Source organism: Candidatus Magnetobacterium casense (genome assembly GCF_019173545.1).
Taxonomy (GTDB): Bacteria; Nitrospirota; Thermodesulfovibrionia; order Thermodesulfovibrionales; family Magnetobacteriaceae; genus Magnetobacterium; species Magnetobacterium cryptolimnobacter.
Genome location: NZ_JABXWD010000221.1, coordinates 1 through 5,891, shown reverse-complemented (window position 1 = coordinate 5,891; position 5,891 = coordinate 1). Strand labels below are relative to the sequence as shown.

At 50.9% G+C, this 5,891-nt stretch carries 6 protein-coding genes; 2 read left to right on the top strand and 4 right to left on the bottom strand.

The genetic code is table 11. The features are described from left to right. Positions 1-236: 236 nt before the first annotated feature. On the top strand, positions 237-614 hold the full coding sequence (locus tag HWQ67_RS11740) for a response regulator (RefSeq protein ID WP_218252880.1): 378 nt from the start codon (positions 237-239) through the stop codon (positions 612-614). A 122-nt stretch (positions 615-736) separates the two neighbouring features. Here the strand turns inward: HWQ67_RS11740 and HWQ67_RS11735 are convergent, their stop codons facing one another. Continuing rightward, positions 737-1,069, bottom strand: a complete 333-nt coding sequence (locus HWQ67_RS11735; RefSeq protein WP_218252879.1) for a hypothetical protein — start codon at positions 1,067-1,069, stop codon at positions 737-739. 290 nt (positions 1,070-1,359) lie between these two features. On the opposite strand from HWQ67_RS11735, the gene HWQ67_RS11730 reads away from it, so the two are divergent. Further along, on the top strand, positions 1,360-1,566 hold the full coding sequence (locus HWQ67_RS11730; RefSeq protein ID WP_218252878.1) for a hypothetical protein: 207 nt from the start codon (positions 1,360-1,362) through the stop codon (positions 1,564-1,566). A gap of 532 nt (positions 1,567-2,098) precedes the next feature. Here HWQ67_RS11730 and HWQ67_RS11725 read toward each other — a convergent pair. The 3 genes from HWQ67_RS11725 to HWQ67_RS11715 all read right to left on the bottom strand — a co-directional run bounded on the left by HWQ67_RS11725 (position 2,099) and on the right by HWQ67_RS11715 (position 5,729). Next, entirely contained in the window at positions 2,099-3,364 is a 1,266-nt protein-coding gene (locus tag HWQ67_RS11725) for a KamA family radical SAM protein (protein WP_218252877.1), read from the bottom strand. A gap of 349 nt (positions 3,365-3,713) precedes the next feature. After that, positions 3,714-4,835 carry an NAD(P)/FAD-dependent oxidoreductase gene (locus HWQ67_RS11720; protein ID WP_218252876.1) on the bottom strand — a complete coding sequence of 374 codons (1,122 nt, stop codon included), beginning with the start codon at positions 4,833-4,835 and terminating at the stop codon, positions 3,714-3,716. A 147-nt stretch (positions 4,836-4,982) separates the two neighbouring features. After that, positions 4,983-5,729, bottom strand: a complete 747-nt coding sequence (locus tag HWQ67_RS11715) for an NAD-dependent epimerase/dehydratase family protein (protein ID WP_218252875.1) — start codon at positions 5,727-5,729, stop codon at positions 4,983-4,985. Between the last annotated feature and the right edge of the window lie 162 nt (positions 5,730-5,891).

The window sequence follows — 5,891 nt, the reverse complement described above, 5'->3', positions numbered from 1 at the left end:
CAGACAATGACACACTTGGAAAACGCCTGTAACTGTCATTCCTGCGAAAGCAGGAATCCATGTCTTTAAACCGTAAAAATAATTTTACCACGTTTTTTTAAGAGGATACGATCACTCCTTCAGTAAGAATTGCTGGTGCCGGATGCCGGACAGGAGACTTTGCAATTGGAGCTACCTTTAATGTAAAATACTATAGTCTAAGGCAATGATGTACAAATTATGATAAGGGAACAGCGTTGAAAGACAAGAGATTTTTAATCGTGGATGACTCACGGAGCATGAGGGTGGTTGTAAAGAAGATACTCAGGAGGTGTGCCGCCAACTGTGACATACTTGAGGCCGACGACGGTAAAGAAGCAATCACTGTGCTCCTTACGGAAAAAGTAGACGTTATAATCACGGACCTTGCCATGTCCGGCATGGATGGCATCGAATTGGTTAAACAGGCAAGAAAGCTAGAAAATGGCAAGTTCATACCGATAATAGTCCTCAGCGCCGAAACGGACGAAACAATCAGTCAATCCCGCAAGTACGGTATTACGGCATGGATTTCAAAACCGTTTACCGAAGACGAATTCGTCAAGGTACTGAAAAAGGTTATCCCCGGCGTCTGAGAGGAAGCAGAAGCCGCCCCTTCACCCCCCCTGTCCCCTCCCCTCCCTTTATGGGAGGGGTTTAGGGTAGGCTTCTGCCTCGACCGTCAAGCTAAAACTTCACAGCGCCGACGACAGGCGGGTTAGTCGTGTGGGTGTCGGTACCCCCAGGATTCATTTGGATGTTCACATGCCTTGTCCAATCTCGCAATTAGTTCCATAAAAAGCAGATGCATGCCATATGGCGTCTCTTTCATGGGCTGCTGTTTTTCACGCATCGTTGCGGCTAAAAGCAAGTCTGTCGTGTCGGCCATAAAGGTCAGCATTGCCCTGATCTTTTCCAGTTCATCTGCCACTTTCTGTGTCGCTGCAGGACGCTCCTGGTTGTTTGTCGCTGCAGGATGCTCCTGCCCACCGGGTCTGTTGCCACCGGGTCTGTTGATAGTGCCGTAGTCATTTTTGGTAAACTGCTTCATTGTCGCCTCCTTTTGACATAGTCAATTATATAATGTTGCTATTGTATGCAAACAGTATATTGGTTGTCATTGGAATATTTATGTCACGGAGGTTGCGACAAGTCAATACCCGTATGGATTATATACTGGAGACCCTGGAACTAGCAAAGAGATGGCCACTTGAAGGCATTCCATAGGGCGTTGCCTGTACACAAGGCCAGGTAAAACAACTAAGGGGCAGCGAACTTAGACAAAACGGCAGGCCAAAGAGATCACTTGTAAACTGTATCGTTAAGTGATATACTTTAACTATGACCGATCAACCCAACGACATAGAGGTTCTCTACCGGCGTGCCTTTGAGGAGTATGGCGCGGTTGCCCTGTGGAGTAGTCGTCCCGTGCCCAATCCAACCCGCGAGGATGCTCTGGCCATAACACAGAGTTTGAGGGTCGAAGGAGACCTTGCAGCACGGCGGCTGGCAGAGCAGATCGAGGAGGCTTGCCGTGCCGCTGTCTAAGATTCAGACCGAAATCTTGTGCCTCCTGTACGAAGCCAAAGGTGAGGCTGTACAGGGAGATACTTACGTTTAGTGTAAAGGAGAATGCCAGCAAAAGAAAGAAAGGGGCGGCTCCGGTATCCTCTAAAAAAAGCATGGTAAAATTAAGAAACACAGTGCATAATAAAGGGGTCAAGGGGTCAGCGAGGGGCGAGCCGCCCCCGGCTAAGTTCCCCCGGCTCAGTGGGGGACTGGTCCCCTTGCGGGGGAGGTCTGAGGAGGGCCAGGTGCGACCTGGAGCGCCAAGAAGCGGAGCCGCCCTCCTTTTTTCTTGCCTTAAAGTATAGTTACCATGAAATATAGCGAAGATGCAGGTTCAGCTTCTTGGTGCTCCAGGGGGCGAGGCGCAATCTTGTCGCAGCGGGGGGCGAGCCGCCCCTGGCTCAATTGTCGCACCCGCCCCGGCCACAAAGAAGTCCCCTTGACCCCTTCTTTTTCGCTCCAGGTCGCACCTGGTTCCTGCGAAACCTTTTACCATGCTTTTTTTCGCTATCTAATGCGCCAAGGCGGTCTTGGACCTCCTTCTTTTGTATCGTGCGGTCAGATCTGCTCCGGCGAGGATACTGTGAGTCTGCTGGGCGCCGCAATCTTGTTCTGCCTCTGCGGGGGAACGACCGGGGTTGTAGTACCTGGTGATCGTGCCCTCATAGTTGCGCAACAACACCTCATCTTCGGATGCCGATAACAGATAGAATGGCTGCAACGGCACCTTTCCTCCACCTCCTGGGGCGTCCACCACAAAGCTGGGGATGCAAAGCCCTCCAGTATGTCCGCGCATCATCTCAATGATCTCTATGCCCTTCCAGACGCTCGTCCTGAAGTGCTCGACCCCACTGACCGGGTCACACTGAAACAGGTAGTATGGTCTGACCATAATTCGCTGCAGGGCATGGCAAAGCTCCTTCATCACCTCTACGGAGTCGTTGACCCCACGTAGCAGGACGGATTGATTGGACACAGGAATACCGGCCCTGAGTATCTTGTCACATGCCTCAATGGAAGCAGGGGTCAGCTCGGCGGGGTGATTGAACTGAGTGTTGAGCCACAGGGGTCTGTGTCTGGCAAGCATTTTCACTAGGCCATCCGTAATCCCCATGGGCAACACCACGGGCAACCTTGTGCCGATCCGGACCACCTCCAGGCGCGGAACTGTTCTGAGTTCTCCCAGGAACCAATCCAGCAATTGCAGGTTCATTGTCAGCGGATCTCCACCCGATACAATCACCTCCCTGATGCCAACCTCACCGCGGATGTAGTCAACCATTGCGGAAAGCTCTTGACGACTCCTGAAGGATTCCCCTTCGCGCCACATCCGCTTGCGTGTACAATGGCGACAGTACATGGTACACCGGTTGGTCACTACGGCAAGGGCACGGTCGGGATACCTATGTACGAGGCCAGGCACCTGCATGTCCTCGCCCTCCTCAAGGGGGTCGCTGTGCCCAACACGCTGAAAGTCAAGCTCGCTGAGGTCCGGTATGCTTTGCTTTCTTATCGGGTCGTCGGGGTTTGCAAAGTCTATCAGAGACAGATAATAGGGGGTGATACGGTAGTGAAACCTACGGGTCAACTCTTCGTATCTCAAGACTTCATGAGGGCTTAAGTTGAGCAGTTGCCGGAGGGCCTGCATTGACCTTAAGCTGTTTGATTGTTGCCATCTACAGTCGTTCCATTGCCTGGTTGTAACATCAGGCCAGAATCGCCGGAGAATTCCTTGCGCTGGAGGTTCTTCCTCCTTTAATAGACAATCCTTTTCCATTGTACCCCTGAAAGATTTGTTATAGACCTTCAGAATGAAGGCCTCATATGTTTTATATCGTTGGTTATTATCACGATAAATTACACGAAAAACTAACCGTTATCGTTGCAAGCGTTTGAAAAATGCGAAATCCACTGACAAATGCAAATGTCGGAACGTACCGCCGCCAGGGCCTGCGCAGTGCCGCGTATGCCCATGGTACCTTCAGGTTAAAAAACAATCTGCCGCTATCCAAAGTCAAGTTTGCTTATCAGGTCAGTGATATCACCAACCTGTCTTGTTATACCTTGGGACAAATGTTTTGTCAGCCAATCGTGTAACCTTGATGTCTCTTTCATTCTGAGTTTTATTATACCTTTTTGGCTATAGAAATATCATCAAGAAATTTTCTGACCCGTGATGCAATTGCAAGGCAGGCCGTTAATCCCGGAGACTCAATTCCCACGAGGTTGATAAATCCCTCTAGTCCCCTGTTGGTTTCATGATGTATGAGGAAGTCCTTTACGCCCTCGCCTTTTATCTTTGGTCTGACTCCGGCCATATCTGCAACGAGTGCGTCCTTGTCTATGCCCCTGATGATCTTGCATGCGCCTTCGTAAAAGCGGTCCTTCTTGGAAGCGTCAACGGTGTAGTCTATGTCATCGACGTACTCGGTATCCGGCCCAAAGCGCAACCGTCCTGCCATATCAAGAGTGGCATGAACCCCCAGGCCTTTTAAGTTCTTCTCCGGCACCGGGTATATGAGCCTTTCAACAGGTGAACGCCTGGCATAAGAAAAATACGACCCCTTACAGTAGTGCAGCCGATACTCAGCCGGATCAACTGCGATACCAACCATGTCAGCAATCTGGTCCGAGCACAATCCCGCCGCATTGATGACAACACCAGACAAGAACCTGTAGCCCTCACTGCGTATGCTAACCACATAGCCATCGGTCTGTCGTTGAATGGAGACGACTTCCTCGTTAAAAGAAAACGTTACCCCCTGTCCCTGTGCCACTGTCCAGAGGCGTTTCATCAGGCCATGTGAGTCGATAATACCGGTGTTTGGACTAAACAACGCACGGACGGCATTGACGTTGGCCTCCATCCTGGCAACCTCATCCGCATCCAGGATGGTCAGGTCACTGACGCCGTTGTCTCTGCCACGCCGGTAGAGTTCCTCCAGGGGGGATATTTCGGATTCATCTGTTGCGACGATTAGTTTTCCGATGCGGCGATGTGCGATTGAGTGTTGCCGGCAGTAGCGATAGAGCAGGTCAGCGCCCTCTACGCACAACGTCCCCTTCAGAGAACCTGTGGGGTAGTATATCCCCGAGTGTATGACCTCACTATTGCGGCTGCTTATCTCACGACCAAAGTCATCGTTGCGCTCTATGACCAGGATGTCATCGAACTCCCCCGACAACTCCGCGGCTATCGCAAGCCCTATGACACCGGCTCCAATGATAGTGACATTTACCCTATCCATATACAATAATAATATACCACAGACGGCATAAAAAAAGTGAATAATTTAACATCGGTCAAAGGGCAATTGCATGAGAGAATTTTATACGTTGTCGATAGTTGGAGGTGTGTTCGTAAAATATTGTATTTTAATGGGATCAAGGGGAGTTTACAGGTAGTTTTCGTACTTATCTACAGGTTCAAAGCCCAGTTTCTCTCTTGTCTCTGAGAGGTCGAAGACGCTGTTGGCGTTGTTGCTGATGACAAATGCCGGCAGAAAGGTTGTGTCAATGCCGATAGCCTTTTCAAATGCCTGAGTCAGGTCGCCTTTACTGACAAACATGGCGCCCATGTAATGCCCGGCATAGAGGCGTGGATTGTCCTCCTTTACAGTCCATCCGATCCGGAGTGCCACAAACTGCATCCCCAAATAGGCCAGATGCCTGCCTGCCATCTCACCAAACACCTTTGATTCCGCATACAGGCACAGTGGCGAAGGTGGGGCATCCAGATGGATGAACCTCCGCCTGCCGCCTCTTAATGACTCCATTACAGCCCCCTGGTGGTAAAAGTTGGAACTGGCAAAGACAATCTTTCTTGTACCCGCACGCCGTGCCTCTTCAAATACATAGCTCGTTGCCTCAATATTATTGCGTAGCGTGACATGCGGGGGTGCATCAGGACGAGGGTCTCCGGCCAGATGGATCAGACAATCCAGGCCGTCAAACGCCCCACCCAACTGCCCTTTGTCTGTCAGATCGACCCTCATAGAGCGCACCGTACCAACATTGCTCAAATCCCTCATGTCATAGAGAACCAGGTCATATCTGCCGGCAAACCCCTCCCTCAGCGCAGTGCCCACAACACCAGCCGCTCCGGTTATCCCGACCTTAAGCCTCCTGTCTGCATTACTCATGTCTTGTATTTTAAACTTAACCGGTGTGTAAAAACAATACGCTTGCTACCTTCCTATACTGATCGGATTCGAGTTTTTTCGGGTATCAAAATTGCCTGAATAGAAGAAAGAAAGGGGCGGCTCCGCCCCCCTTCAGAACCCCCTGCAAGGGGGCCAGCCCCC